Origin of the sequence: Rhizobium nepotum 39/7 (assembly GCF_000949865.1) — a bacterium.
Classification (GTDB): Bacteria; Pseudomonadota; Alphaproteobacteria; order Rhizobiales; family Rhizobiaceae; genus Agrobacterium; species Agrobacterium nepotum.
The window spans coordinates 51,798-76,353 of record NZ_JWJH01000007.1; the positions used below are offsets into that span (position 1 = coordinate 51,798).

General features: G+C 56.1%; 24 protein-coding genes. 15 read left to right on the forward strand and 9 right to left on the reverse strand.

Annotated elements, in window-relative coordinates; genetic code table 11:
• Positions 1-43 precede the first annotated feature (43 nt).
• Together RS75_RS08525 and secB are read left to right on the forward strand one after the other, a co-directional pair.
• Entirely contained in the window at positions 44-592 is a 549-nt protein-coding gene (locus RS75_RS08525) for an FxsA family protein (RefSeq protein WP_045019267.1), read from the forward strand.
• A gap of 89 nt (positions 593-681) precedes the next feature.
• Entirely contained in the window at positions 682-1,164 is a 483-nt protein-coding gene (gene secB / locus RS75_RS08530; RefSeq protein ID WP_003516359.1) for a protein-export chaperone SecB, read from the forward strand.
• Between the two features lie 120 nt (positions 1,165-1,284).
• On the opposite strand, the gene dnaQ is transcribed toward secB, so the two are convergent.
• Genes dnaQ through RS75_RS26760 form a run of 6 tightly spaced genes read right to left on the reverse strand, consistent with a single transcriptional unit; the run spans position 1,285 to position 5,055 of the window.
• Positions 1,285-1,983 carry a DNA polymerase III subunit epsilon gene (gene dnaQ / locus RS75_RS08535; protein WP_045019269.1) on the reverse strand — a complete coding sequence of 233 codons (699 nt, stop codon included), beginning with the start codon at positions 1,981-1,983 and terminating at the stop codon, positions 1,285-1,287.
• Positions 1,976-2,584: a dephospho-CoA kinase gene (gene coaE, locus RS75_RS08540; protein ID WP_045019270.1), complete on the reverse strand. Its 609-nt coding sequence runs from the start codon at positions 2,582-2,584 to the stop codon at positions 1,976-1,978. Before coaE ends, dnaQ begins: the two co-directional genes overlap by 8 nt.
• Positions 2,584-3,444: a shikimate dehydrogenase gene (locus tag RS75_RS08545; RefSeq protein WP_045019272.1), complete on the reverse strand. Its 861-nt coding sequence runs from the start codon at positions 3,442-3,444 to the stop codon at positions 2,584-2,586. The genes coaE and RS75_RS08545 overlap by 1 nt, the downstream gene beginning before the upstream one ends.
• Entirely contained in the window at positions 3,437-4,036 is a 600-nt protein-coding gene (locus RS75_RS08550) for a Maf-like protein (RefSeq protein ID WP_045019274.1), read from the reverse strand. Before RS75_RS08550 ends, RS75_RS08545 begins: the two co-directional genes overlap by 8 nt.
• 31 nt (positions 4,037-4,067) lie before the next feature.
• Positions 4,068-4,889 (reverse strand): pyruvate, water dikinase regulatory protein, encoded by an 822-nt coding sequence (locus RS75_RS08555; RefSeq protein WP_045019276.1) that lies wholly within the window; start codon positions 4,887-4,889, stop codon positions 4,068-4,070.
• Positions 4,834-5,055, reverse strand: a complete 222-nt coding sequence (locus RS75_RS26760; protein ID WP_162484797.1) for a hypothetical protein — start codon at positions 5,053-5,055, stop codon at positions 4,834-4,836. Before RS75_RS26760 ends, RS75_RS08555 begins: the two co-directional genes overlap by 56 nt.
• Before the next feature lie 241 nt (positions 5,056-5,296).
• Here RS75_RS26760 and hemE point away from each other — a divergent pair, with 241 nt between their 5' ends.
• The 8 genes from hemE (at position 5,297) to RS75_RS08595 (ending at position 14,040) form a co-directional block, all read left to right on the forward strand.
• Positions 5,297-6,331, forward strand: coding sequence for a uroporphyrinogen decarboxylase (hemE, locus tag RS75_RS08560; protein ID WP_045019278.1), 1,035 nt, complete (start codon positions 5,297-5,299; stop codon positions 6,329-6,331).
• Complete coding sequence (gene hemJ / locus RS75_RS08565; protein ID WP_045019281.1) at positions 6,328-6,873, forward strand: protoporphyrinogen oxidase HemJ; 546 nt, start codon at positions 6,328-6,330, stop codon at positions 6,871-6,873. The genes hemE and hemJ overlap by 4 nt, the downstream gene beginning before the upstream one ends.
• A 185-nt stretch (positions 6,874-7,058) precedes the next feature.
• Positions 7,059-8,324 (forward strand): transcription termination factor Rho, encoded by a 1,266-nt coding sequence (rho, locus tag RS75_RS08570; RefSeq protein WP_084686639.1) that lies wholly within the window; start codon positions 7,059-7,061, stop codon positions 8,322-8,324.
• Between the two features lie 85 nt (positions 8,325-8,409).
• On the forward strand, positions 8,410-9,741 hold the full coding sequence (mnmE, locus tag RS75_RS08575) for a tRNA uridine-5-carboxymethylaminomethyl(34) synthesis GTPase MnmE (protein WP_045019283.1): 1,332 nt from the start codon (positions 8,410-8,412) through the stop codon (positions 9,739-9,741).
• A 60-nt stretch (positions 9,742-9,801) separates the two neighbouring features.
• The gene (mnmG, locus tag RS75_RS08580) at positions 9,802-11,685 is read left to right on the forward strand and encodes a tRNA uridine-5-carboxymethylaminomethyl(34) synthesis enzyme MnmG (RefSeq protein WP_045019285.1); all 1,884 of its coding nucleotides are present in this window, start codon (positions 9,802-9,804) and stop codon (positions 11,683-11,685) included.
• Between the two features lie 11 nt (positions 11,686-11,696).
• On the forward strand, positions 11,697-12,314 hold the full coding sequence (rsmG, locus tag RS75_RS08585; protein ID WP_045019286.1) for a 16S rRNA (guanine(527)-N(7))-methyltransferase RsmG: 618 nt from the start codon (positions 11,697-11,699) through the stop codon (positions 12,312-12,314).
• Positions 12,315-12,333: 19 nt separating this feature from the next.
• Positions 12,334-13,128 carry a ParA family protein gene (locus RS75_RS08590; RefSeq protein WP_045019287.1) on the forward strand — a complete coding sequence of 265 codons (795 nt, stop codon included), beginning with the start codon at positions 12,334-12,336 and terminating at the stop codon, positions 13,126-13,128.
• A gap of 30 nt (positions 13,129-13,158) precedes the next feature.
• Positions 13,159-14,040, forward strand: a complete 882-nt coding sequence (locus RS75_RS08595) for a ParB/RepB/Spo0J family partition protein (RefSeq protein ID WP_045019288.1) — start codon at positions 13,159-13,161, stop codon at positions 14,038-14,040.
• Positions 14,041-14,099: 59 nt separating this feature from the next.
• Here RS75_RS08595 and RS75_RS08600 read toward each other — a convergent pair whose 3' ends face one another.
• Positions 14,100-14,300 (reverse strand): DUF1674 domain-containing protein, encoded by a 201-nt coding sequence (locus RS75_RS08600; protein ID WP_045019291.1) that lies wholly within the window; start codon positions 14,298-14,300, stop codon positions 14,100-14,102.
• A gap of 118 nt (positions 14,301-14,418) precedes the next feature.
• Here RS75_RS08600 and htpX point away from each other — a divergent pair, with 118 nt between their 5' ends.
• From htpX to purH, 4 genes are all read left to right on the forward strand, one after another.
• Positions 14,419-15,384 (forward strand): zinc metalloprotease HtpX, encoded by a 966-nt coding sequence (gene htpX, locus RS75_RS08605; RefSeq protein ID WP_045019293.1) that lies wholly within the window; start codon positions 14,419-14,421, stop codon positions 15,382-15,384.
• Entirely contained in the window at positions 15,381-16,766 is a 1,386-nt protein-coding gene (locus RS75_RS08610; RefSeq protein WP_045019295.1) for an RsmB/NOP family class I SAM-dependent RNA methyltransferase, read from the forward strand. The genes htpX and RS75_RS08610 overlap by 4 nt, the downstream gene beginning before the upstream one ends.
• Positions 16,767-16,918: 152 nt before the next feature.
• Positions 16,919-18,559 carry a heparinase II/III family protein gene (locus tag RS75_RS08615; RefSeq protein ID WP_084686712.1) on the forward strand — a complete coding sequence of 547 codons (1,641 nt, stop codon included), beginning with the start codon at positions 16,919-16,921 and terminating at the stop codon, positions 18,557-18,559.
• Positions 18,560-18,712: 153 nt separating this feature from the next.
• Complete coding sequence (gene purH / locus RS75_RS08620; RefSeq protein WP_045019296.1) at positions 18,713-20,329, forward strand: bifunctional phosphoribosylaminoimidazolecarboxamide formyltransferase/IMP cyclohydrolase; 1,617 nt, start codon at positions 18,713-18,715, stop codon at positions 20,327-20,329.
• A 139-nt stretch (positions 20,330-20,468) separates the two neighbouring features.
• Here purH and RS75_RS08625 read toward each other — a convergent pair whose 3' ends face one another.
• Positions 20,469-22,001 carry a UxaA family hydrolase gene (locus RS75_RS08625; protein WP_045019297.1) on the reverse strand — a complete coding sequence of 511 codons (1,533 nt, stop codon included), beginning with the start codon at positions 21,999-22,001 and terminating at the stop codon, positions 20,469-20,471.
• Between the two features lie 42 nt (positions 22,002-22,043).
• Positions 22,044-22,736 carry a FadR/GntR family transcriptional regulator gene (locus RS75_RS08630; RefSeq protein ID WP_045019298.1) on the reverse strand — a complete coding sequence of 231 codons (693 nt, stop codon included), beginning with the start codon at positions 22,734-22,736 and terminating at the stop codon, positions 22,044-22,046.
• Positions 22,737-22,990: 254 nt separating this feature from the next.
• Between RS75_RS08630 and RS75_RS08635 the strand changes: the two genes are divergently transcribed.
• Positions 22,991-24,556, forward strand: coding sequence for a sugar ABC transporter ATP-binding protein (locus RS75_RS08635; RefSeq protein ID WP_162484798.1), 1,566 nt, complete (start codon positions 22,991-22,993; stop codon positions 24,554-24,556).

The window sequence follows — 24,556 nt, forward strand, 5'->3', positions numbered from 1 at the left end:
GGGAACCCGCAATCTGCCAGAGAAGCACACGCAAGGCTAGAAGATGCGTTTTTCCTTTCTCCCTATCGTCATCCTCATGATGCCAATTCTGGAAATCGCCGGTTTCATCATCGTCGGCAAAACGATCGGCCTGTGGCTGACATTGGCGCTCGTTCTGTTCACGTCGTTTCTGGGGTTACTGATCCTGCGGCTCGGCGGCATTGGCCTGGTGAGAAATCTCCAGGCTGCCGGGCGCACCGGCGCCCAACCGGCAGATGAGCTGGTCAATGGTGCGATGCGGGTCGTCGCCGGGATCCTGCTTTTCATTCCCGGTTTTATCACCGACATTCTCGGCCTTCTGCTTTTGTCGCCGGTGGTCCGCCGTTTTTTCTGGAAAGCGTTTGGGCCGCGTGTTGTCGTGGCGGGCTCTTTTCGCCAGCCAGGTAGCCAGGCCGGTCCTCAGCCCGGCGATTATTCCGGGTCTCGCAATGATCAGGGAAATGCCGGCAATTCGAAGGTGGTGGACCTCGACGAGGAAGAGTTTCACCGCGAAGGACCGAAGGATTCTCCCTGGTCCAACAAGCCGGATGATCGCGACCTGCCCAAACCCTGACGGCCCGGCGGAAGGGATCGCGAAGGGTTGTAAGGCTCGGGTCGAAATGATAGACCGCCTTCCACGAATTCACGCCGCGAGGAAACGTAATGACCGCTGAAAATGGCGCACAGGGCGCAGTAAGTCCTTCCCTCAACATTCTTACCCAGTACATCAAGGATCTTTCGTTCGAAAATCCGGGTGCTCCTCGTTCGCTTCAGGCTCGTGACAATGCGCCGTCGATCAACATCAATGTCAATGTCAACGCAAACCCGATCTCCGGTTCGGATTTCGACGTTGTGCTGACACTGAACGCCGAAGCCAAGGATGGCGACAAGGTTCTGTTTGCAGCCGAGCTGGTTTATGGCGGCGTGTTCCGCATTGCCGGCTTCCCGCAGGAACATATGCTGCCGGTGCTGTTCATCGAATGCCCTCGCCTGCTGTTCCCCTTCGCACGCCAGATCATCGCCGACGTGACCCGCAATGGCGGCTTCCCGCCGCTGATGATCGATCCGATCGATTTCGCGCAGATGTTTTCGCAGCGCGTTGCCGAGGAACAGGCCAGAGCAAAGGTTCAGGCCGTACCGAACTGAATGGCGCACGACGCCGCTCTTTTTAGAATTTAGACAAAACAAAACCCGGGTTCCTCGCCCGGGTTTTTTATTTGATGGCATTCGTCATTTTTCAGCGTTGCATCTCAGCGCCTGGCGCGCTCAATTCTGGTAACGGTTCCAGATCGCCTTGTCGCCCATGCCGAGAACGAGCTTGCCATGCGCCGCGACGGTCTCTGCATCCAGTCTTGATGGTAGAGGATGCGGCCTTTGCAGCGGCTCATGCGATACGTCATCTTCAATAATGACCGTTTGCTGTTTGGCAGCGGAACCGAAACCGAGCGCCGTCTGACGTCCGCCGATCATTTCGATATAGACTTCTGCAAGCAACTCGGAGTCGAGCAACGCACCGTGCTTGGTGCGGTGGGAATTATCTATCCCGTAACGCCGGCACAGGGCATCCAGGGAATTTGGACCCATGGGATGCTTGCGGCGGGCGAGTGAAAGCGTGTCCGTCACCAAATCGGCTGAGACCGGCGCAATACCGAGACGGGCAAATTCCGCATTGATGAAGCCCATGTCGAATGTCGCATTATGCGCCACCCAGCGGGCACCTTCGAAAAAGTCGCGGATCTGGTCGACGACATCGGCAAACTTCGGTTTGTCTTTCAGAAAGTCGTCGGTAATGCCATGAACTGCAAGCGCATCGGGGTGAACCTTCCGGTCTTCCGGGCTGATGAAAAGATGCAGCGTTTTTCCGGTTGGAAAATGGTTGATCAGCTCAATACCGCCGATTTCGATCACACGGTCCACTTTCGATTCCAGACCTGTGGTTTCCGTATCGAAAATGATCTCACGCATTGTTTTCTCCTTGGCCTGAATCGGTAGCCAATCTCTGCAAAATCCCTCTTACCTGATCCTGCGCCGCTTCGACACCCTTTCCGGTATCGATGACAAAATCGGCGCGACGGCGCTTGTCGGCGTCGGGCAGCTGTCGGGCAAGGATCATTTCAAATTTCTCTTCAGTCATGCCCGGTCGGGATAAAACCCGCTGGCGCTGTATTTCCGGCGCGCAGCTAACGACGACGATTTTATCGACACGTGCGTCCGCCCCGGTTTCAAACAGCAAGGGAATATCAAGAAGAGCAAATCGCTGATCTTCCTTCCTCGCCTTCTCAAGGAAGGATTCCTGTCTCTCGCGAACCAGCGGATGGACGATCGCTTCCAGCTTGCTGAAATTAGCCGGATTCTTCCGCAGGACACCGCCGAGTTTTTCACGATCCACCACGCCGGAAATAGTTGTTCCCGGAAAGGCGGATTCGATCAGCGGTACAGCTTCTGCCCGATAAAGATCGTGCACGACCGCATCCGAGTCGAGGACCGGAACACCTTCCCCGGCAAACAGCTTCGCCGTCGTCGTTTTTCCCATTCCGATCGAGCCGGTAAGACCGATGACGATCATCAATGTTTCTCCATATCCTCGATGATGAGGGAGCGGAGGGTTTCGTCGACCTCAGGCGTTTCGCCAAACCATTTTTTGAAGCCGGGTTTTGCCTGATGGAGGAGCATGCCAAGCCCGTCGACAGTCACGATATCCTGCGCCTCGGCCATCTGCAAAATAGGCGTTCTCAGGGGCACGTAGACGATATCGGTCACGACGGCATTTGCTGCGAGCGGCGAAAAATCGAGTTCGGGCGCTTCGGTCCCGTCCATACCGAGCGATGTGGTGTTCACGAAAAGCCCGGCACCCTGCATGACCTCATGAAGCGCGCCCTGAGGATGGGAAAAGACCCGCGGGCCAAAACGGTCGGCCAGTTCCCGGGCGCGTTCGATCGTGCGGTTCAAAACGTGGATCTCAGCAATGCCGCGGTCCCGTAGCGACTGAACCACAGCCCGGCTAGCCCCACCGGCTCCGAACACCACTGCGCGGTCGGTTTTATCCCAGCCGGGATGACGCTCATCGAGATTGGAGACGAAACCGTAACCATCCGTGTTAGTGGCGCGAAGCCTGCCCTCTTCCATCCAGATGGTGTTGGCGGCACCCAATTCCTCCGCCAGTTCGTCAGGACTATCCGCCAACCTGTAGGCGGCTTCCTTATGTGGAATAGTGACATTTCCACCGACTGCGGATCCCGGATCTTGCTCCTTCAGCGCCGCAATGAAATTCGGGAAGGCATCCGGGGAAACTTCAACAGCCTTATAGGAACCGGCAATGCCGAATTTCTTCAGCCAGTAGGAATGGATGATCGGCGATCTGGAGTGCTTGATCGGGTAACCGACGACGAAGGCGTTTATAGTTAATGTTTCACGTGAATCAGCCATCGATGACATCCATGTCGCGCAGTTTCGATAAAAGAGGCAGAAGCGGCAGACCAAGAATGGTGAAGTAATCCCCCTCTATCGAGGTAAATAGCTGGATTCCTTCCCCCTCAAGCTGATAGGCGCCGACACTACTCAAGGCCCTGTCTCCCACGCGTTGCAAATGACGGGAGACAAATTCGGCGCTTAAATTGCGCACGGAAAGCTCAGCGCTGGAAACCGTCTGCCATACCACCTCACCGCCGCGGACAAGAACGGCCGCACTGTTCAGGCGATGAACCTTGCCGGACAATGACAGCAAGTGCGCTTCAGCTTCCGCCATGTTTTTCGGTTTGTGGTAGACACGCGCGCCGAGCGCCATGGTCTGGTCACATCCAAGAACAAGCGCTTCTGGATGCAGCCTACCGACAGCGAGGGCCTTGGCCTTGGCGAGTTCCAGTGCGACCTCTTCCGGCCCAGAACCGTTTTTTTCCAGCTGTTCATCGAGCGCGCGCTCGTCGATATCCGCCGGGATCGCCGAAAATATCAGTCCCGCATTGCGCATCAGCATCTGGCGGGATGCGCTGGACGAGGCGAGGATCAACTCTTGTTTCATCGACTGTCTGCTCCTGATGGTGCGATCCGGATTATCGCGTCCTCGAACGAAGGGCAAGGATGGCCGCAGCCGTTTCCTCAATGGAACGGCGTGTGACATCGATCAGCGGCCAATTATTACGGGCGCAGAGCGCGCGCGCATATTTCAGCTCCTCCATGATGGTGGCGCGATCCGTGTAACGACCGCTGTCAAATCCACCGGTGGTGCCGAGTTCCCGGTTTTCGCGCACCTGCGATATACGATCCGACGTCGCGACGAGACCGACGATCAGCGGCCTTGTGGCCGCGTAGAGGCTTTCCGGCAAAGGCACATTGGGAACGACCGGAATGTTGGCGGTCTTTATTCCCCTGTTGGCGAGATAGATGCTGGTCGGGGTTTTCGATGTCCGGCTGATCCCGATGATGACGATATCGGCCTCGTCATAGGTTTCCGGCATTTGCCCATCGTCGTGATCCATGGCGAAATTGAGCGCTTCGATCCGCGCGAAATATTCAGCGTTCAACGCGTGCTGCGCTCCGACCCGCCGTCTCGATGGCGCACCGAGATAGGTCTGGAAAATGCCGATGATCGGCTCAAGGACGTTAACACAAGGCACCCCGATCGCGTGGCAGCGCAAATCCAGGAATTCGGCCAGCTGCTGGTCGACAATGGTATAAAGGACGATCCCGGGTTCCTTGTCGATCAGATCCACCACCTGGGCGAGCTGCTTCTGGTTCCTGATCATCGGATAAACGTGTTCCACCGGCATGGAGGCATGGAACTGCGCCGAGACGGCACGGCCAGCCGACATAAGAGTCTCACCCGTTGAGTCCGAAATCAGATGCAAATGGAAGAAACTTTTTTTGTTCTCCACGCTGTTTTTCTCCCGCTGTTGATAAACCGGGACAAACTCCCGAATTGTCCTGCGGGCCGATCCGCGACGTGAATAAGGTGGTGTTTTTCCACAATTCGCAAGTGGCTGCATTGCTATTGGGCATGCCTGTGAATTGTTTGAAGAAGGTGGACTTGCTAAAATCCATCCACAATCAGTCCACAGATAGATTCCCTTTGATTGTTATTTTAACTTGCTGAAAATATTATATAAACTCCTGTTTTCCAATTTATCCGAAACAGGCAGGCTTTTGAGATGCCCAAGCCACCAGATCAAGGTCCCGCTGCGGCATTTCGACTGGAAAGATTTTAATCCTTGCTACTCACCGACTCTAAGAAATAGAAAATCTTTTAAATCTCTTAGATTTTATTTTTTAGAAGACGGATGCGATGAGCGAGCGTAAGATTATCACGGTGTTGAATGGGCAGACGGTCACACCTCCACCCATCTGGCTGATGCGACAGGCAGGTCGCTATCTTCCCGAATACAGGGAAACACGAAAGAACGCCGGAAGCTTCCTCGATCTCTGTTATAATCCTGAATTGGCAACGGAGGTCACTCTTCAGCCAATTCGCCGATTTGGTCTGGATGCGGCAATTCTCTTTTCCGATATTCTGGTGATACCGGACGCCCTTCACCGCAACGTTTCCTTCAGCGAGGGAAAAGGCCCAGCCATGGACCCGATCGATGTGGCCGGCATAGACCGACTGGATACGGCGGATGTCATGACGCATCTTTCGCCCGTTTTCAAAACGGTCTCTCGCTTGCGCAGGGAGTTGCCGGATGAGACGACGCTTCTCGGATTTTGCGGCGCGCCCTGGACGGTGGCCACCTACATGATTGCTGGCCACGGAACACCGGATCAGGCGCCGGCGCGGCTATTCGGTTATCAGGAGCCGGCCGCAATGGAGAAGCTTCTCGCTTTCCTGGCAGAGGTTTCCGCCGATTATCTGGTGGCGCAGATCGATGCCGGGGCCGATGCGGTCCAGATATTCGATTCATGGGCCGGCGTGCTCGGCGAAAGGGAATTCGAGGAATTTGCGATAAAGCCTGTCGCGCGTATCATCGCCTCGGTGCGTGCCCGCCGTCCGTCCGCGAAGATCATCGCGTTTGCCAAGGGCGCGGGTTATCTTCTGAAGGATTATCGCCGTAAGACCGGTGCGGATGCCATCGGGTTGGACTGGTCGGTGCCGCTCGGTTTCGCGAAGGATTTGCAGAAGGAAGGTCCCGTGCAGGGCAACCTTGACCCCATGCTGATGGTGGCGGGGGGCAAGGCGTTGCAGGACGGTATTGACGCCGTGTTGCAGGCTCTTGGACAGGGCCCGCTGATTTTCAATCTCGGCCATGGCATAACCCCGCAAGCCGATCCGGAAAATGTCGCGAGACTGGTGCAGCGGGTACGCGCCGGCGGAGCTGGGGCATGAGCGACGAGAAACAGACCTCCGCCCGATCCGGAAACAAGGCCGCTCTTCGTGCAGGCATCGCGCTTAGCGCCTTTGCTGCTTTTGTCGCCCTGTTGTTTTACAGCGATCCGGCCGATCTCTATCTCTGGATCAAGGCGCTTCATATCATCGCGGTGATTTCCTGGATGGCGGCGATTTTTTACCTGCCGCGGTTGTTCATCTACCACACCGATGCGCCCGCCGGTTCGCAGCAATCCGAAACCTTCAAGGTGATGGAACAGCGGCTGATTAAGGTCATCATGAACCCGGCCATGATGATTTCCTGGACATTAGGGCTTTATCTCGCCTGGTCGGTTTATGGTTTTTCCGGCGGCTGGCTGCATGCGAAGATCACGCTGGTGGTGCTTCTGACCGTCACCCATGTATACTTCACCCGCAGTGCCAAACGTTTCGCGCGGGATGAAAATACCAGGCCTGCCCGTCACTGGCGGTTGATGAACGAGGTTCCGACGGTATTGATGATCCTCATAGTCATACTTGTGGTTGTGAAACCCTTCGCTTAGGAGGTTTCGACGATAAATTTCGCGGAATTCGTGCTTTCCTCTTGCAGTAGCTCTATTCAATCGCTATTTTCGCATTACTCATCTCGTGGCATGTGAATTATTCAGTCATCTGCGGCATCTCCCACAGCATCTGATTCGCGAACACGCCCTCCCCCGACATTACATTATCAAACGGTCTTTCCTTCATGGCTGAAATGAAGCTTCAGGAACTTAAGAGCAAATCGCCTACCGACTTGCTGACTTTTGCTGAATCCCTGGAAGTTGAAAATGCGAGCACCATGCGCAAGCAGGAGCTTATGTTCGCAATCCTCAAGGTTCTCGCGAGCCAGGACATCGAAATTATCGGCGAAGGCGTCGTTGAAGTCCTTCAGGACGGTTTCGGTTTTCTGCGATCCGCAAATGCGAATTATCTGCCCGGTCCGGACGATATCTATATTTCGCCGTCACAGATTCGCCGCTTCTCGTTGAAGACGGGCGATACTGTCGAAGGCCCGATCCGTGGACCCAAGGAAGGCGAACGTTATTTCGCGCTTCTCAAGGTCAACACGATCAATTTCGACGATCCTGAGAAGATCCGTCACAAGGTTCACTTTGACAACCTGACGCCGCTTTACCCGAATGATCGGTTCAAGATGGAACTGGATATTCCGACGACCAAGGATTTGTCGGCGCGGGTCATCGATCTTGTCGCGCCGCTCGGCAAGGGCCAGCGTGGACTGATTGTCGCGCCGCCGCGTACCGGTAAAACGGTTCTGCTGCAGAACATCGCTCATTCCATCACGGCAAACCATCCGGAATGTTACCTGATCGTTCTTTTGATTGACGAACGCCCCGAAGAAGTCACCGACATGCAGCGTTCGGTCAAGGGTGAGGTCGTGTCCTCCACCTTCGACGAACCCGCTGTACGCCACGTCCAGGTCGCTGAAATGGTCATCGAAAAGGCGAAGCGCCTCGTCGAACATGGCCGTGACGTCGTCATCCTGCTCGATTCCATCACCCGCCTTGGCCGCGCGTATAACACCGTCGTTCCGTCTTCTGGCAAGGTTCTGACCGGTGGTGTGGATGCCAATGCGCTGCAGCGGCCGAAGCGTTTCTTCGGGGCCGCGCGTAACATCGAAGAAGGCGGTTCGCTGACGATTATCGCGACGGCGTTGATCGATACGGGTAGCCGTATGGACGAAGTGATCTTCGAAGAATTCAAGGGTACGGGCAACTCGGAAATCGTGCTTGATCGCAAGGTCGCTGACAAGCGTATCTTCCCGGCGCTTGATATTCTGAAGTCCGGTACACGTAAGGAAGACCTGCTCGTGCCGCGTCAAGATCTGCAGAAGATCTTCGTGCTTCGCCGAATTCTTGCACCGATGGGAACGATGGACGCCATCGAGTTCCTGATCGACAAGCTGAAGCAGACCAAGACCAACTCGGATTTCTTCGAATCCATGAATACCTGATCCGGAGTTCTACCGGGCCCATCGACAAAGCTTTAAAGCCGCATCCGTTTGCTCGGATGCGGCTTGACTGTTTTAACCGAGGTGAATGATGCCAGCTTCCGCCGATACCATTTACGCGCTCTCAAGCGGGGCACTGCCGGCCGGTGTCGCCATCATCAGGATCAGTGGGCTTAAGGCATTCGAAGCCTTTGTGAGGCTGACTGACAGGGAACTTCCTGCGCCGCGGCAGGCGATATTGTGTTCGATTCGAAACCGAAACAAAGAGACAATCGACCAGGCGCTGATGATCGTTTTCCCCGGTCCGAATTCCTTTACGGGTGAGAACTGTATCGAGATTCACAGCCACGGCAGCCGGGCGGTTGTCGCCTCCATTTTTTCCGAGCTCGAACAGCTCGATGGATTTCGGCCGGCGGATGCCGGTGAGTTTTCTCGCCGCGCTTTTGAAAATGGCAAGATGGATCTTCTGGAAGTCGAGGGTCTTGCAGATCTGTTGCAGGCTGAAACGGAGATGCAGCGCCGATTGGCGGTTGAACAGAGCACCGGCAAATTGTCGGCACTCTACGATGGTTGGGCTAGTCGATTGACGCGCGCCCGCGCCCTGATCGAGGCGGAACTGGATTTTGCCGACGAGGAGGACGTGCCGGATTCAGTTGCAGCGCAGGTTTGGGATGCGATGAGGCTGCTGAAGGGTGAAATCACCGGTCACCTGCAGAACGGTGGAAGCAGCGAAATCATCCGTGACGGGTTCAAGGTGGCGCTGGTGGGAGAACCCAATGCGGGGAAATCCACACTTCTCAACGCTTTGAGCGGCCGCGACGTTGCCATCGTTACTGACATTGCCGGCACCACCAGAGACGTCCTAAGTGTTGATATCAATCTCGACGGGTACCTGGTTCGGATATTCGATACGGCTGGAATTCGGGAGACTCTGGATGTTGTTGAAAAGGAAGGTGTGCGGCGCGCCGTTCTAACGGCGGAAACCGCTGATCTGATCTTGTTGCTACAGGATAACGATTCGACTCCGAAACAATTTCTCATATCATTCGAGAATGCACGTCGTTTGCGTGTGCGGACAAAAGCAGCACTGTCATCTTCTTCGGCTAATGATGATTTTGATCTATCCATCTCGGCCAAGGAAGGTCTTGGTCTGGAAGAATTGCGGTTATTGATCAAGCAAGAGATCGAAAGCCGCGTTGGCGCGGTGCAGACATTGGCCCCTGCCCGCGCTCGCCACAAAAAACGACTTGAAGAGACGCTGAACTATGTTAGTGATGCACTCAATTCCGAGACCATGGACCTTGCGATAAGGTCGGAATATTTGAGGCTCGCCGGGACATCGCTCGGACGTATTACCGGTCGGGTAGATGTCGAAGACTTGCTGGGCGTGATCTTCTCGGAATTCTGCATAGGAAAATGATTCACGTGAAACATTGGCGGCGATGGAGCAAGCCGGTGATCTAGGATAAGGCGCAACGATATGCACCAGTCATTTGACGTCATTGTTATCGGGGGCGGTCATGCCGGCAGCGAAGCTGCTGCTGCTGCTGCGCGGCATGGGGCGAAAACCGCTCTTGTCACTCATAAGCGTGATACGATTGGCGTTATGTCCTGCAATCCGGCGATCGGCGGCCTGGGCAAAGGGCATCTCGTCCGCGAAATCGATGCGCTGGATGGTCTGATGGGTCGTGTTGCTGATGCCGCCGGGATCCAGTTCCGTATGCTCAATCGCAAAAAAGGTCCTGCTGTTCGCGGCCCGCGCACCCAGGCTGATCGGAAGCTTTACCGCGAGGCGATGCAGCGGGAAATCAGTGCGATTGAAAACCTGACTATTATCGAAGGTGATGCGTTCGATATTGAAATGGCCGAAGACCGGGTCTCCGCCGTTATCATGGCGAATGGTAGCCGGATTCCCTGTGGCGCGGTTGTATTGACCAGCGGCACATTTCTGCGCGGCCTTATTCATATCGGCTCCGAAAAGATTCCTGCTGGCCGAGTTGGCGAAAAACCCTCGGTCGGTCTCTCTGACACGCTCGCCCGCCTAGGCCTTGCCATGGGGCGACTGAAAACCGGCACCCCTGCCCGGCTTGACGGCCGTACGATCGACTGGAACGCCGTCGATCGGCAGGCGGCTGACGAGAATCCCGTTCCGTTTTCCTTTATCACGGATCGCATTCTCAATCCGCAAATCGAATGTGGCGTAACGCGAACGACGCCGGCAGGGCATAAGGTCATTCAGGACAACATCCACTTGTCGGCGATGTATTCCGGGCAAATCGAAGGGGTCGGTCCGCGCTATTGTCCGTCGATAGAGGACAAGATTACCCGTTTCGGGGAACGGGACGGTCACCAGATTTTTCTGGAACCGGAAGGTCTGGACGATCACACCATTTATCCCAACGGGATTTCAACATCGCTTCCCGCTTCGGTTCAGGAGCAATTTATCCGCACCATACCCGGTCTCGAGCAAGTGACTATTCTTCAACCGGGTTACGCAATCGAATATGACTATGTCGATCCGCGGGAGCTTAAACCTTCACTGGAATGCCGCAAAATTGCGGGCCTGTTCCTCGCTGGACAGATCAATGGCACGACGGGTTACGAAGAGGCTGGCGCCCAAGGCCTGGTTGCCGGGCTGAACGCTTCGCTTTACGCGGGCGATGCCGATCCAATCTATTTCAGCCGAACGGAATCCTATATCGGCGTGATGATCGATGATCTTACTTCGAAGGGTGTCAGCGAGCCCTATCGCATGTTTACGTCCAGAGCGGAATATCGGCTTTCGCTACGCGTCGATAACGCCGATCTACGGCTTACACCTATTGGTCAGATGGCTGGTATCGTGGGTCATGACCGACAAAAACGCTTCACGGATTTCATCTCCGATCTGGATCGAGGTCGCGAGCTGATGAAGAACATTTCCATCAGCCCTTCCCAGGCTGCCAAACAGGGATTGAAACTTAACCAGGACGGTCAGCGTCGTTCGGTTTATGAAATGCTCGCCTACCCTGATATCACGATGGAAACTCTTACTGGACATTGGCCGGAACTACTAACGCTTAGTGGCAAGGTTGCGGAGGTTTTGGAAATCGAAGCGAGTTACGCTGTCTATATGCAGCGTCAAAGCGCGGATATTGTCGATATCAAGCGGGATGAAGACAGAAAGATTCCGGACGACTTTGATTTTCAGACGTTGTCCGGTCTCTCCAACGAATTGAAACAAAAGTTGGAAAAGGCCCGTCCGGAAAACATTGCACAGGCTGCCCGTGTTGACGGTATGACACCGGCTGCGATATCGCTGCTTCTCGCACTTCTGCGGAAAAGCTCCGCAATAAGAAGCGAAAAATTGCATATGCACCAATAGCGAGTCGGACAATGAAGATAAACGGCCAGAGTGTTTCACGTGAAACACAAGAGAGGCTCGAACATTTTGTCGAGCTTTTCAAGAAGTGGAATAGAACCACAAATCTGGTGGCGCCTTCGACCCTTACCGAGCTTTGGAGCCGGCACGTTGCCGACAGCGCGCAGATATTTCAACTCTCCCCGTCGCCGCAAAAATGGATCGATCTGGGTAGTGGCGGCGGCTTTCCGGGTGTCATTACTGCGATTTTTCTGGCGGAACTTGGCGACGGTTGGGTCGATCTCGTTGAAAGCAACAATAAAAAAGCTGCATTTTTGCGAATCGCCTTGAAGGAAACCAGCGCAAGAGGTGCCGTTCATCCCGTCCGGATTGAAAAAGCGCCTGAAACCGTTGAGAATTGCGATGCGGTTTCCGCAAGAGCGCTTGCGGAGCTGGACTTACTTCTCGATTATATCCATCCATGGGCGCGGAATAATCCAAATCTCAAGGCTTATTTCAACAAAGGCCGGGATTATGATTCCGAAGTGCAGAAAGCGCATGGCCGCTGGCTGTTCGATCTGATAAAACACCAAAGTGCCCTTGAGGCAGATTCTGTTGTTCTTGAAATCAGTAACCTCACTCTGAGGCGCTGACGAGCTAGTCAGGTGCGGTATGACTTCTGAAAAAAACCGGATTATCGCAGTTGCAAACCAGAAGGGTGGCGTCGGTAAAACGACGACAGCCATCAATCTGGCCACTGCACTCGCGGCTATCGGCGAGCGTGTGTTGATCATCGATCTCGATCCGCAGGGTAATGCCAGCACCGGGCTCGGTATCGACCGCAAAGAGCGCAAACTTTCGTCCTACGACCTTCTGGTGGGTGATAATACCGTTGCTCAAGTTGCAGTACCGACGGCGGTTCCCAACCTCGACATCGTGCCTTCGACGATGGATTTGCTTGGTTTTGAGATGCAGGTCGCGAATGTTGCCAACCGCGTCTTTCTTTTGCGTGCCGCCATGGAAACGCAGGAAGCCAGGGATTATTCCTACATTCTCGTCGATTGCCCCCCTTCTTTCAATCTTTTGACCATGAACGCCATGACGGCCGCACATTCTGTGCTTGTGCCGCTGCAGTGTGAGTTCTTCGCGCTGGAAGGCCTAAGCCAGTTGCTGGATACGGTCAGTCAGATAAGGGGCTCGGTCAATCCGCAGCTGGATATTCAGGGTATCGTTCTGACGATGTTCGACGCGCGGAACAATCTCGCGCAACAGGTCGTCACCGATGTACGCGCGCATCTGGGTGAAAAAGTTTATCACACCCTCATCCCGCGTAATGTGCGTGTTTCCGAAGCGCCGTCTTATGGCAAGCCGGCAATTCTTTACGACCTGAAATGCGCTGGTAGCCAAGCCTATCTGCAACTGGCGTCTGAAGTGATCCAGAGAGAGCGTCTGCGCAAGGCCGCGTGACGTTTGCCGGAATGTATGGAGTAATATCTTATGAGTGATGATCTTTCCAAGCGTCGACTCGGACGCGGTCTTGCGGCGTTGATCGGAGAAATGGATCAACCCGTCCCCGTGGGCGAACCGCAGCGTGCCGTCAATGCCGACCGCACTATTCCGATCGAGTTCATCGCTCGCAGCCAGAGAAATCCGCGACGTCATTTTGATGAGAACGAGTTGCAGGATCTTGCTGCATCCATTCGCCAGCACGGAATTGTTCAGCCTGTGGTCGTGCGAACGATCGGCGTCAACCGTTACGAGATTATTGCCGGCGAACGGCGCTGGCGGGCAGCGCAACTGGCCGGTTTTACGGATGTGCCCGTTATTGTTCGTGATGTGGACGACCGCACGGCGCTGGAGTTGGCCATTGTCGAGAACGTGCAGCGTTCCGATCTCAATCCGCTTGAAGAAGCCATGGGTTACGAGCAGCTGATTGCCGAACACGGATACACCCAGAACGACCTCGGTGAAATCATCGGCAAAAGCCGAAGCCATGTTGCAAACAGCCTTCGGCTTCTGAAGCTTCCCGATCCTGTACGGGATATGCTGGCGGATGGTTCCCTTTCCGCCGGTCATGCGCGGGCGCTTGTTTCCACGTCCGATCCGTCAAGCCTGGCGCGAACCATCGTTTCCAAGGGTCTCTCGGTGCGCGATGCCGAGCGTTTAGCGCAAAACGATATTAAATCGCATGGTGATGTTGCTGAGAAGCGCGCGCCGGCTGAGAAGGATTCCGATACGGTCGCGCTCGAACGCAGCTTGTCGGATGCTCTCGGTCTGGATGTGAAGATTCACCACAAGGGCGGCTCGGGGCAGATCCGCATTGGATATCGCACGCTCGAGCAATTGGAAGCAGTGTGCCGATTGCTGGAGCAAAAATAAGTAAGTATCTGTTTTTATTGAAAAATACCCGCTTTTAGCGGGTATTTTTGTATTGGTGCTCAAAAGTCGATGGCACGGCCGTTTATTTCGTAGTCACCGAACCGAACCGGTTCTGCACCGCCGCGTCCGCCGGTCTCCAGTGGCAATTGAATATCCGCCTGCTGTTTGCGCCGTTCTTCCGCTTCCTTCAGCGCACGTTCCGCCGCTGGCGACAGCCGCGTGCGCATTTCCGTGCCGTTGTCATTGTCCGCATCTTGCATGAGTAATCCTCCCTATGACGGGATATTGAAATATGTTCGCCGTGCACCAGATTATATAAAGAGACCGGCTTTATAAACCCCTGGATATTCGCTGATGGGCGACAAGGAGAGTTGACTGATGAACATGATGCGCACGGCAATGCTTCTGGCCTTCATGACGGCATTGTTCATGGGCGTCGGCTTTCTGATCGGCGGTACGGGCGGCATGATGATTGCCTTGCTTATTGCTGCCGGTATGAATCTGTTCTCTTACTGGAACTCGGACAAGATGGTTCTCTCGGCCTATCATGCGCGGGAGATCGACGAGGCAAATGCGCCTGAATTTTTTTCGATGATTCGCGATCTTTCGCACAATGCCGGCCTGCCAATGCCGAAGGTCTATATTTACGACAGTCCGCAGCCTAACGCCTTCGCGACTGGACGAAACCCGCAGAATGCTGCTGTCGCCGCGTCTACGGGCCTGCTGGAACGGCTGACCCCTGAAGAGGTCGCGGGTGTGATGGCGCATGAGCTGGCACATGTGCAGAACCGCGATACGCTGACGATGACTGTTACGGCGACACTGGCCGGCGCCATCTCCATGCTCGGCAATTTCGCCTTTTTCTTCGGCGGCAATCGCGGAAACAACAGCAATCCGCTGGGATTTATCGGCGTGCTGGTAGCGATGATCGTCGCACCGCTGGCTGCGATGCTGGTGCAGATGGCGATCAGCCGCACCCGGGAATATTCCGCCGACCGGCGCGGCGCGGAAATCTGCGGAAATCCGCTCTGGCTCGCTTCGGCATTGCAGAAAATTTCGAGCATGGCGCAGCGCATTCACAATGACGATGCCGAGCGTAACCCAGCAACGGCGCATATGTTCATCATCAATCCGTTGTCCGGTGAACGCATGGATAATCTCTTCTCCACACATCCGAATACGGAAAACCGGGTGGCGGCACTGCATGCCATGGCGCAGGAGTTTCCCCCGCAAGGATCGACGCCAGCGCCATCGGGTGATAAGCCTCAGCGCAAATCAACCTCCGTTCCCAATACGGGCTGGGGACGAGGCAATGAAAACGAGCGCAAGGGGCCGTGGTCTTGACATCCGATACTCAGAATAAGCCATCGCGGTTCAAAAAGCCGAGGGCGGAACATGGAGGGGGCCGTGAAGACGGCCCTTCGTCTTTCCAGGATAAACCCGGCCTTGCCGCACGTGTTGCCGCGACCCGCATTCTTGCAGCCGTTCTGGAAAAGAAAACTTCGCTGGACGGTATGTTGGACAGCGAAAACGGCAATCCCGTCTATCGCGCGCTGTCTCTTGCGGACCGGGCGTTGGTGAGAGCCATCGTCAACAGCGCGCTTCGCCATCTCCCGCGCATCGAAGCGGCGCTGCCGATGCTGCTTGACGGGCCTCTGCCACAAGGTGCGCGATCGCTGCACCATGTCCTTGTCATCGGTGCGGCGCAGATGCTTTATCTCGACGTTCCCGATCATTCGGCAGTCGATCTTGCTGTGGAACAGGCACATCGCGATCCGCGCAACAAGCGTTTCGTGAAATTGGTGAATGCCGTTCTCAGGCGATTGGGCCGGGAAAAAGCGGAAATCGAGAAGGCCATCGCTGATGTGCCGGTACTGCCGGGCTGGTTCCACGATCGGCTTGTTTCGGCTTACGGCGACGAGGTTGCCCAACGGATTTCCGAGGCGCAACTGACACCCGCTTCCATCGATCTCACGGTGAAGGCCGATCCGGCTCTCTGGGCTGAAAAACTTGGTGGTACGGTTTTGCCGAATGGCAGCGTCCGTCTCGGACAATTCGAAGGTCAGATTCCGTCACTCGAAGGCTTTGCCGAGGGCGCCTGGTGGGTGCAGGATCTTGCTGCCAGCATACCGGTGAAGCTGATGGGCGACATCTCCGGCAAGCGTGTTGCCGATCTCTGCGCGGCTCCGGGCGGCAAGACCGCCCAGCTTGCCCATGCGGGTGCGAAAGTGACCGCGCTCGACCAGTCCGGTAATCGCCTTCGTCGCCTCAGGGAAAATCTCGACCGGCTTGGCCTTCAGGCCGAAACGGTGGAGGCCAATATGCTGAAATACCAGCCGGAACAGCTTTTCGACGCCGTCCTCCTCGATGCGCCCTGTTCTTCAACGGGGACCCTGCGCAAACATCCCGATGTCTGCTGGACCAAGGATGAAAACGACATCGCCAAACTTGCCGCCCTCCAGGGCCAGATGTTGCGACATGCGCTCACTCTTGTTGGACCCGGTGGCATTGTGGTGTTTTCCAATTGTTCGCTTGATCCCTCGGAAGGCGAAGAGATGATTGCGCAGGTCCTGACGGAAAACCCCACCTTCGAGCGTGTTGCCGTTCGTAAGGAGGATTGGCCTGGAATGGAGGCCGCCGTTACCGCCGAGGGAGATCTTCGCACGACGCCGGATATGTTCGGCGGTGTCGATGGGTTTTTTAGCAGTGTCTTGCGTAAGAAGTAGAAAAAAGCCAAGATTCCGCGAATCATTGGATAATTGCAGATAACGTTCCGATCATCACGGTTCACTCATAAAAACAAAACATGTGAAACGGGAAACACAGCTTGTCAGGGTCCTTTGCAGGCAGCATCAATGCCGCCGGTCTTCTTTCGCGAATGGCGTATCGTCATCTGTGTATGGGCCTTGCCCCTTTGCGCCTGCATGTATCCCGGTTTGCCAATCGAGTTCCCGATGGCCTGGTAGCTGCGCCGACCGATCTCAGGGCGATCGATCCCTATTTTGCCGAGGAATTGCTGCGGGGCCGGATCGCGCTTGCCGGTCGCGTCGTTGAAACCGAAGGTCTCTCGCCATTTCAGGTGGATTACCCTTCGCTGGTTTTCGAAGAGCGGCTGCATGCATTCGGTTGGTTGCGGCATATCCGTTCCGACAGATCGAGCGAGGCCAGCAAACGGGCACGCCGTATCGTTGCCGAGTGGATCGCTATTCATGGCAAGCGCATTGCAGGGATCGCGTGGTCACCCGAAATTGCGGCGCAGAGGCTGATCGCGTGGCTTTCGCATTCTCCCGTCGTTTTATATGAGGCCGATGCGGGCTTTTATCGCCGCTTTTTGAAAAGTCTCGCCTTTCATGTGCGTTATCTCGACAGGATCGTCAAACACGCACCGGATGGCGAAGTACGGCTGCGGATCAGGATCGCGCTCGCCGTCGCGTCCATCGCTATGCCTACCCGCCTGTCGCGGATCACCCGGCATGGAATGAAGCTGGCTCAGGAAATGGAACGTCAGATTCTTCCCGATGGCGGTCATGTTTCCCGCAATCCGCGGGTCATGCTGGATTTGCTGCTCGATCTTTTGCCGCTTCGGCAAAGCTACATCAATCTCGGTCACGATCTGCCCTCGGGGCTTGTGCCGGCGATAGACCGCATGTTTCCGGCAATCCGGTTTTTCCGGCATCAGGGCGGCGATCTGGCGCTGTTCAACGGTGCGACCGCCACGCTCGCCAACGAGCTTGTGTCGGTACTTCGTTATGATGAAACGGCGGGCCGACCCTCTAAAATGCTGCCGGATGTGAATTACCATCGGCTTGCAACCGATGAGACGGTTATCATCGTGGATACGGGTCATCCCGGTTCGGCGGAGCTTTCGCGAAACGCCCATTCGGGCTGCCTGTCTTTCGAAATGTCGTGCGGGAAAAACCGGTTCATCGTCAATTCCGGCTTTCCGAAAAATGCAGCACCTGAATATCAACGGGCGAGCCGATCGACGGCGGCCCATTCTACCGTCACACTCGCCGATACGTCGTCCTGCAGGCTGTCCCGGTCAAGGTTGCTCGGGCCGATCATGATTTCCGGTGTCAGCCAGGTCGATAGCCATCGCGGAACGGATGCGAACGGCAATGATGTCCTGTGGGCGTCACATGACGGCTATTTGCAGAATTTTGGCTGTTATCACGAGCGGGAAATTGAGCTGAATGCGGCCGGCACGAAGATAAAGGGCCGCGACGTGCTTCGGGCCGACGAGAATGCGGCGAAAAGGCCGCTGCAATCGGTTTCGGCGGTGTCACGTTTCCATATTCACCCTCATATCCAGCTGGAGCAGCGGGATGAGGAGTCGGTTTATCTGGTGGCTGCAGATGGGACCGCCTGGCTGTTTTCGACGCCGGGGCTGGAGCTTTTCGTGACCGAGGATGTTTTTATGGCTGATGCATCCGGCATGCGGCCTTCGCAGCAGATCGAGCTGCCTTTCAATCTGGCGAATACACGCGAGATCCGCTGGATCATCGAACGCAAGGCATAGATGTTTCTGGGCGGGTTTCCGGCAAAAACCGTCCATAGTTTCGCTGTCCCGCATCCACGCTGTTTATTAATCAGGTAAGCTGTGTTAACGCGGCGGCAATTGCTGGATCAATCCCAGTCCAGCCTGTCCTCCCCGTAGAACGGAGTATGCCTGATGGCTGTCGTTTCCAAAAAAATCCCCGCTCCCGATAAGGTCAAAATCCGCACGGCTCTTCTTTCGGTGTCCGATAAAACGGATATCATCGAGCTGGCGACGGTTCTTTCCAAGCTTGGTGTCAAGCTTCTGTCGACGGGCGGAACGGCAAAGGCCATCGCAGATGCGGGATTGCCGGTGACGGATGTTTCCGATGTGACCAACTTTCCGGAAATCATGGACGGCCGCGTCAAGACCCTGCATCCCAACGTGCATGGTGGGCTTCTGGCTATCCGGGATGATGCGGATCACGTCGAGGCGATGAAGGCTCACGGTATCGAGGCGATCGATCTCTCCGTCATCAATCTGTATCCCTTCGAGGAAGTTCGCGCCAAGGGTGGCGACTATCCCACGACTGTCGAGAATATCGACATTGGCGGCCCGGCGATGATCCGCGCTTCTGCCAAGAACCATGCCTATGTCACTGTTGTCACAGACCCGTCGGACTATCCTGCCCTCGTCGAAGCCCTGCAGGCCGATGACGGTCAGACTTCCTACGCGCTCCGCCAGACATTTGCCGCCAAGGCCTATGCCCGGACGGCTGCATATGATGCAGTGATCTCCAACTGGTTTGCGCAGGCGCTTGCGATCGAGACGCCACATTATCGCGCTATCGGCGGTGCACTGAAGGAAAAGATGCGTTATGGCGAGAACCCGCACCAGAGCGCAGGTTTTTATCTGACAGGCGAGAAGCGCCCCGGCGTCGCAACGGCGACGCTTCTCCAGGGCAAGCAGCTTTCCTACAATAACATCAACGATACGGATGCGGCCTACGAGCTGGTGGCGGAGTTCCTGCCGGAAAATGCGCCGGCCGTTGCGATCATCAAACACGCCAATCCCTGCGGTGTCGCGACAGGTCCCACGCTTGCCGAAGCTTATCGGCGGGCGCTGGCTTGCGATTCCGTTTCGGCCTTCGGCGGCGTCATCGCCCTGAACCGCACGCTCGACGCGGAAACGGCGGAAGAGATCGTCAAGCTCTTCACGGAAGTCATCATCGCACCGGATGTTACGGAAGAAGCCAAGGCCATTATCGCTCGCAAACCTAACCTGCGCCTGCTGGCGGCCGGTGGCCTGCCCGATCCGCGCGCGGCCGGCATTACGGCCAAGACGGTCTCCGGCGGTTTGCTCGTTCAAAGCCGCGACAACGGCATGGTCGAGGATCTGGAACTGAAGGTTGTCACCAAGCGTGCGCCGACGCCGCAGGAACTTGAAGACATGAAATTCGCCTTCAAGATCGCCAAGCATGTGAAGTCCAATGCGGTCATCTATGCTAAGGACGGCCAGACGGTGGGTATCGGTGCGGGCCAGATGAGCCGGGTAGATTCCGCCCGGATCGCCGCCCAGAAGGCGGAAGATGCGGCCAAGGCGCTCGGCCTGAGCGAGCCGTTGACGCGCGGCTCCGCTGTGGCTTCGGAAGCGTTTTATCCGTTTGCCGATGGTTTGCTTGCCGCGATCGCCGCAGGCGCCACCGCAGTTATCCAACCTGGCGGTTCCATGCGCGATCAGGACGTGATCGATGCGGCCAACGAGTATAATGTGACGATGGTCTTTACCGGAATGCGTCACTTCCGCCACTGAGCAGGAACGTCACAGACAAATTGAAAAGGCCCGGAAGCGATTTCCGGGCCTTTTGTTTCACGTGGGACAACGTGGATTTTGTTCTTCACATTTTCCGGGCTTAAAATCGCTGTGTACTTTTACTGGAAATGCTCCAGGTTCAGGTCACGGCACCCACCTGCCACGGCACGAATTCGTTGTCGCCGTAGTCGTAAATCTCGCTGACGGTCTTGTCGCCAGAGGCCACCGCCAGAATGTGTTCGAAGATTTTTTTGCCGGATTCCTCGATGGTTTCCGCTCCGGTGACGATCTCACCGCAGTTGAGGTCCATGTCTTCCTTCATGTGTTCGTACATTTCGGAATTGGTGGCGATCTTGATGCAGGGCGCGGGCTTGAAGCCCGAGACGGAGCCGCGGCCGGTGGTGAAACAGATGACATTGCAACCGCCGGCGACCTGGCCGGTCACGGCGACGGGGTCGTAGCCGGGCGTATCCATGAAGACGAAGCCCTGTTCGGTAACGGTTTCGGCGAATTCGTAGACGGCTTTCAGCGGCATCGAGCCGCCCTTCGCCACCGCGCCGAGCGATTTTTCCAGAATGGTGGTCAGGCCGCCGAGCTTGTTGCCATGGGAAGGGTTGTTGTTCAGCTCGTCGCCGTTGCGGGCGGTGTAATCCCGCCACCAGTCGATGCGCTGCAACAGCTTCTCGGCAACCGCAGGTGTGATGGCCCGCTTCGTTAGCAGGTGTTCGGCGCCGTAAATCTCGGGCGTTTCGGCAAGAACCGTCGTGCCGCCGTTGCAGACAATGAGGTCGGAGGCATAACCCAATGCCGGGTTTGCGGATATGCCGGAATAACCATCCGAACCGCCGCATTCCAGTGCTACCTTCAATTTCGAAAGCGGCTGTTCGGTGCGCTGGGCGGCGTTGACTATCGGCAGCATCGCCTTGATCTCGGTAATGGCGGCATCGATCGTCTTGCGCGTGCCGCCATGCTGCTGGATCGTCATGGTGCGTAGGCGCTCGCCTTCCTCCATCTTGTAATGTTCGAGGATGGGGGCGATCTGGTTGGTTTCGCAGCCGAGGCCGATCAGCAGGATGCCGCCGAAATTCGGATGGCGGGCATAACCCTGAATGGTGCGGATCAGAAGACGGTAACCTTCCGATTTGGTATTGAGCGCGCAGCCACCGCCATGGGTCAGCGCCACGACGCCATCGACATTGTCGAAACCGTCCAGACCACCCTGTTTGTTGAAATAATCGGCGATGTAACGCGATACGGTGGCGGAACAGTTCACGGAAGCGATGACGCCGATGTAGTTGCGCGTGCCCACGCCGCCGAGACCCCGGTCAAAACCCATGAAGGTCCGGCGAGCGCCTTCGGGCAGCATGCCTTTTTCCTCGATATCGACGCTGAACTGATGCGCGTGTTCAGAGGGCACCATGGCAAGATTGTGCAAATGCACATGCCGTCCGGGTTCGATATCCTGTGTGGCGATGCCGATCACCTGCCCGTATTTCAGGACTTCGTCTCCGGATCTGATGAACGTCAGGGCCACCTTGTGGCCGCGCCCGATCAGTTCCCGGGCCGTCAGATCGCCTCTGCCCGTCGCACCACCGGCCGGAATGGACCGGCGCGCCACCGCGACATTGTCGTTGGCGTTCAGCAAAATGGTCGCCTCGGAATTCTCACTCACGGGTTTTCCTCCTCCCGGTACATTGCCTGCTATGTTTTGAATTTAACCGTCTACCCAGCGTCTCTTGGAGCCTTCCAGATGGGTATGCATGGCCGCCTGCGCCAGCAGCGGATCTTTCAGGTCCAGTGCCGCCAGAATGGCTTCATGCTCCTGGAGGGCCTGGGTCCAGGTATCGCGATCCTCGAATTTCACGCGCAATTGCGCCGAAATGGGGCTGTGCCGTTCATCGAAAAGGTTCATCACCAGCCGCGCCAGAACGCTGTTACCGGATTGCTCGGCGATGGTGACGTGAAAAAGCCGGTCCTGATCGAGAGGCTTGCGTCCAGCCTCGATTTCCCCTTGCATCGTATTCAGGATCTGGCGAAGGCTTGCGATCGTCTCATCGGTCATGCGGCTTGCCGCCAGCACGATTGTCGCGCCCTCCAGCGCTGCACGCGCCTGCATCAGTTCGGACGGGCTGTCGCCCAGAGATTTGGTGTTATGGGTTGTTTGAAGAACCTCGGTGGATACATAGACGCCAGAACCCATGCGAATTTCGACAGTATTATCGATTTCAAGCGCAATCAGCGCCTCGCGCAATGACGGCCTTGAAACTCCAAGCTTCTGCGCCAGTTCCCGTTCGGCAGGAAGCCGCGCTCCCGGCAGGAACTCGCCCAGATCGATCAACTCGCGTATCTGGTCCGCTATCTGCTGATAGAGCCTGCGTGGTTCCGCTATTTTGGCCTGACCATTCATGTGTTTTCTGACGAACCTTGTCTGCTGTCTGTATTTGGCCTTACCGTACCGCCTAGCGTATCAATACGCAAGAAATTACTTAAATATAAGAATTTGCAACGTTTTTGTGAATTTCGTTTCAAAGTGCTTCTTTAGCTTTTAGAACCCTGATTCAAATTTTGGCCTAATTGGCTTGACCATTTTAAAAAACCGGCCTAACCATTTGGCTCAATATTGCCCCCGGTGGAGCGGGGAGCGCGGGTGGAGGTTTCTTGATGTCGCAGGGCGCATCGACAATTCGAGGCGATTTTTCGCCTGAGGAGATGGCGCGCGGCCAAGTTTCTGGCCTCCTGCGTCTTGAAAACATCAGCAAGGAATTTCCGGGCGTCAAAGCGTTGTCGAATGTGCATTTCGATCTGCGCAGCGGCGAGGTTCATGCCGTCTGCGGCGAGAACGGTGCCGGAAAATCGACGCTGATGAAGATCATCAGTGGCGTGTACCAGCCGAGCGAAGGAACCATCCTGCATAAGGGCGTCAAGGTGCAATATGCATCGCCGCTGGAATCCGAAGCCGCCGGCATCGCCATCATCCATCAGGAACTCAACCTCGTTCCGCATCTTTCCGTCGCCGAAAACATCTATCTTGCGCGTGAGCCGCGCCGTGGCTTCCTCGTCGACCGCAAGAAACTGCGCCTCGACGCCAAGCGCTGTCTCGATCGGCTGGGGGTCGATATCGACCCAGACCAGATCGTTCGCGGTCTCTCGGTCGCCCAGTGCCAGATGGTGGAAATCGCCAAGGCACTGTCTCTTGATGCGGAAGTCCTCATCATGGACGAGCCGACCTCCTCGCTGACCGAGCAGGAAACGCGGCTGCTGTTCAAGGTGATCCGCGATCTCAAGGCGTCGGGCGTCGGCATCGTCTATATTTCCCACCGTCTCGATGAAATGGCTGAGATCGTCGACCGGGTGACGGTTCTGCGCGATGGACGCTATATTTCGACCGACGATTTTGCGTCGATCACCGTTGACGATATCGTCACGCGCATGGTCGGGCGTTCGCTGGAGGATAAGTTCCCCGAGCGTACTTCGCGCCCTACGGAAGACATTATTTTCTCCGTCGAAGGGCTGACGCGCACCGGCGTGTTCCATGATGTCGGCTTCTCGCTGCGGCGCGGTGAGATTCTCGGTTTTGCCGGGCTTATGGGTGCGGGCCGAACGGAAGTCGCGCGGGCAATCTTCGGCGCCGATCCTCTGGATGCGGGCAAGGTCGTTTTCAACGGACGCGAACTTTCAATCAGTTCACCGCAGGACGCCATCAGGGAAGGCATCGCCTACCTCTCGGAAGACCGCAAAAGTGACGGTCTTGCTATCAAGATGTCGGTTGCGGCCAATACGACGCTCGCAAATATCGGCGAGGTTTCCAACCGCTTCGGGCTGATCGACTTCAAGAAACACGACGATGTCGCCAGACGGTATGTCGATCTCCTGAATATCCGTACCCCCTCGATCGAACAGACGGTACGGCTGCTTTCGGGCGGTAATCAGCAGAAAATCATCATCGGCAAATGGCTGTTCCGGCAGTCGCGCGTGCTGTTCTTCGACGAGCCGACACGCGGCATCGATGTCGGCGCAAAATTCGCGATCTACAAGATCATGGACGAGCTGGCCGCGCAGGGTATCGGCGTCATTCTCATCAGCTCGGAACTGCCGGAAATTCTGGGGTTGACGGATCGTATCGCCGTTTTCCACCAGGGCCGGATCACGGGCGTGCTTGAGACCGCCAAGACCAATCAAGAAGAAATCATGCGGTACGCGTCCGGTTACGGCCGGACTGCGCAGTGA

What these genes read in the sequence shown, in the direction of transcription:
- RS75_RS08525 (WP_045019267.1), top strand. Translation starts at nt 44, where the DNA reads ATGCGTTTTTCCTTTCTCCCTATCGTCATCCTCATGATGCCAATTCTG.
- secB (WP_003516359.1), top strand. Translation starts at nt 682, where the DNA reads ATGACCGCTGAAAATGGCGCACAGGGCGCAGTAAGTCCTTCCCTCAAC.
- dnaQ (WP_045019269.1), bottom strand. Translation starts at nt 1,983, where the DNA reads ATGCGTGAGATCATTTTCGATACGGAAACCACAGGTCTGGAATCGAAA.
- coaE (WP_045019270.1), bottom strand. Translation starts at nt 2,584, where the DNA reads ATGATCGTCATCGGTCTTACCGGCTCGATCGGAATGGGAAAAACGACG.
- RS75_RS08545 (WP_045019272.1), bottom strand. Translation starts at nt 3,444, where the DNA reads ATGGCTGATTCACGTGAAACATTAACTATAAACGCCTTCGTCGTCGGT.
- RS75_RS08550 (WP_045019274.1), bottom strand. Translation starts at nt 4,036, where the DNA reads ATGAAACAAGAGTTGATCCTCGCCTCGTCCAGCGCATCCCGCCAGATG.
- RS75_RS26760 (WP_162484797.1), bottom strand. Translation starts at nt 5,055, where the DNA reads ATGGATTTTAGCAAGTCCACCTTCTTCAAACAATTCACAGGCATGCCC.
- hemE (WP_045019278.1), top strand. Translation starts at nt 5,297, where the DNA reads ATGAGCGAGCGTAAGATTATCACGGTGTTGAATGGGCAGACGGTCACA.
- hemJ (WP_045019281.1), top strand. Translation starts at nt 6,328, where the DNA reads ATGAGCGACGAGAAACAGACCTCCGCCCGATCCGGAAACAAGGCCGCT.
- rho (WP_084686639.1), top strand. Translation starts at nt 7,059, where the DNA reads ATGGCTGAAATGAAGCTTCAGGAACTTAAGAGCAAATCGCCTACCGAC.
- mnmE (WP_045019283.1), top strand. Translation starts at nt 8,410, where the DNA reads ATGATGCCAGCTTCCGCCGATACCATTTACGCGCTCTCAAGCGGGGCA.
- mnmG (WP_045019285.1), top strand. Translation starts at nt 9,802, where the DNA reads ATGCACCAGTCATTTGACGTCATTGTTATCGGGGGCGGTCATGCCGGC.
- rsmG (WP_045019286.1), top strand. Translation starts at nt 11,697, where the DNA reads ATGAAGATAAACGGCCAGAGTGTTTCACGTGAAACACAAGAGAGGCTC.
- RS75_RS08590 (WP_045019287.1), top strand. Translation starts at nt 12,334, where the DNA reads ATGACTTCTGAAAAAAACCGGATTATCGCAGTTGCAAACCAGAAGGGT.
- RS75_RS08595 (WP_045019288.1), top strand. Translation starts at nt 13,159, where the DNA reads ATGAGTGATGATCTTTCCAAGCGTCGACTCGGACGCGGTCTTGCGGCG.
- RS75_RS08600 (WP_045019291.1), bottom strand. Translation starts at nt 14,300, where the DNA reads ATGCAAGATGCGGACAATGACAACGGCACGGAAATGCGCACGCGGCTG.
- htpX (WP_045019293.1), top strand. Translation starts at nt 14,419, where the DNA reads ATGAACATGATGCGCACGGCAATGCTTCTGGCCTTCATGACGGCATTG.
- RS75_RS08615 (WP_084686712.1), top strand. Translation starts at nt 16,919, where the DNA reads ATGGCGTATCGTCATCTGTGTATGGGCCTTGCCCCTTTGCGCCTGCAT.
- purH (WP_045019296.1), top strand. Translation starts at nt 18,713, where the DNA reads ATGGCTGTCGTTTCCAAAAAAATCCCCGCTCCCGATAAGGTCAAAATC.
- RS75_RS08630 (WP_045019298.1), bottom strand. Translation starts at nt 22,736, where the DNA reads ATGAATGGTCAGGCCAAAATAGCGGAACCACGCAGGCTCTATCAGCAG.
- RS75_RS08635 (WP_162484798.1), top strand. Translation starts at nt 22,991, where the DNA reads ATGTCGCAGGGCGCATCGACAATTCGAGGCGATTTTTCGCCTGAGGAG.